This window comes from Aetokthonos hydrillicola CCALA 1050, assembly GCF_017591665.1.
GTDB classification, from domain to species: Bacteria; Cyanobacteriota; Cyanobacteriia; order Cyanobacteriales; family Nostocaceae; genus Aetokthonos; species Aetokthonos hydrillicola.
In genome coordinates this window covers 1-1,569 of the sequence record NZ_JAAKGC010000378.1, presented here as the reverse complement: position 1 = coordinate 1,569, position 1,569 = coordinate 1, and the positions used below count along the sequence as shown (strand labels likewise).

The following is a 1,569-nucleotide window of genomic DNA, read 5'->3' as shown; positions in this document are numbered from 1 at the left end:
GTGCTGATGGGTCAATTTTCGGAGTTTTGCAAAAGATCAACAAAGGTTTACGTGCAACAGTTCCAGAAGCTAGAGTCATTGCGGTGAATGCTCCTCCGGTAGATGGTTTAGGAAGTACGGGTGGCTTTGAGTTCTATGTTCAAAACAAACAAGCCCTGCCCATTCAAGCACTTTTAGACAATACCATAAAGGTGATGGACGCAGCGCAGAAGCGACCAGAGTTAGGGGCGGTCTTTACCCAATACACCTTTAATAGCCCGATGATCCAAACTTCTATTGATCGCAACCAGGCTAAGGCACAAAACATTCAAGTCAACGATATTTTCAATACCTTACAGACATATTTAGGCGCAAGATATGTCAATCAGTACGTTTTAGGTGGGCGACTTTATCGGGTTTATGCGCAAGCAGAAGGAAATGTACGTTCTAATCCTGATGATATTGGTCGTCTTTATGTGCGCTCTCAGGATGGGAATTTAGTCCAAATGAACACTTTGGTACATTTGGAAAAAATTACTTATCCCCCCATCATAACTCATTACAACATCTACCCAGCTATCAAACTCCAAGGAGTTCCAGCACCCGGTTTTAGCTCAGCACAAGCCATCAAAGCAATGGAAGAAGTTGCCAGCCAAGTGCTACAACCCGGATTCGGCTTTGCCTGGACAGGTACAGCTTTCCAAGAAAAATCATCTGGTGGTGCAGCGCCAATCATTTTTGGCTTAGCTTTTGTCATGGTCTTTCTGGTTCTAGCGGCTCAGTACGAAAGTTACGTTGATCCCACTATTATTATGATCACCGTGCCTTTAGCTATATTGGGTGCCCTTGGTGCTGTAATGCTTCGGGCAAATGTTTTCCAAGCTGGTGGAGTTTGGCCAGTGGTTAACAATAATATTTATGCCCAGGTAGCTTTGGTGATGTTGATTGGTCTGGCTAGTAAGAACGCAATTTTGATTGTAGAATTTGCCAACCAGTCCCGAGCGATAGGTATGAGCATTACTCAGGCGGCTGTAAGAGCAGCAGAGGAGCGTTTACGACCAATTCTGATGACTGCTTTTGCAGGACTCGTTGGTTTTTGGCCTTTGGTAATTGCTACTGGTGCAGGGGCGATGAGTCGTTGGTCTCTTGGGACAGCACTCTTTGGGGGCTACCTGATTTCGACCATCTTAAGTCTATTTTTAGTGCCTGTTCTTTACGTGGTGATTAAGAGTTTTGAAGACCGTTTCTTAACACCAGGTAAACCCAAACCTAAGTCCTCTAAACAGCCTCCAGTGCCGCAAGAAAAGGGACAGCCCGTCTCGGCATTTGAATCTGCTCCTCAAAATGAATAGGCGATCGTTCTTTTCTACAGGTAACAGCAATGTTTAAGAAATGGAATCTCAACGATTGGATTAACCACATTTTATTTGGCTTCACTCTGTTGTATCTGTTTTATTCTTTCTTCTTGAGTCATTAGAAATGGTGGAATATCCCCTAATTTTTATCAAAGAAGGGAATAGCGAACATAGAACAGTTTACTTGTCATCACACGCGAGCTTTCGGGCTCGCACTAACTTTTAAAAATTACGG

At 43.7% G+C, this 1,569-nt stretch carries 1 protein-coding gene; it reads left to right on the top strand.

Annotation, left to right across the window (positions count from 1 at the left end; genetic code table 11):
• Positions 1-1,331: efflux RND transporter permease subunit (locus tag G4P69_RS38090; protein ID WP_208355158.1), on the top strand; the 1,331-nt coding region annotated here is incomplete at its 5' end.
• Positions 1,332-1,569: the final 238 nt, after the last annotated feature.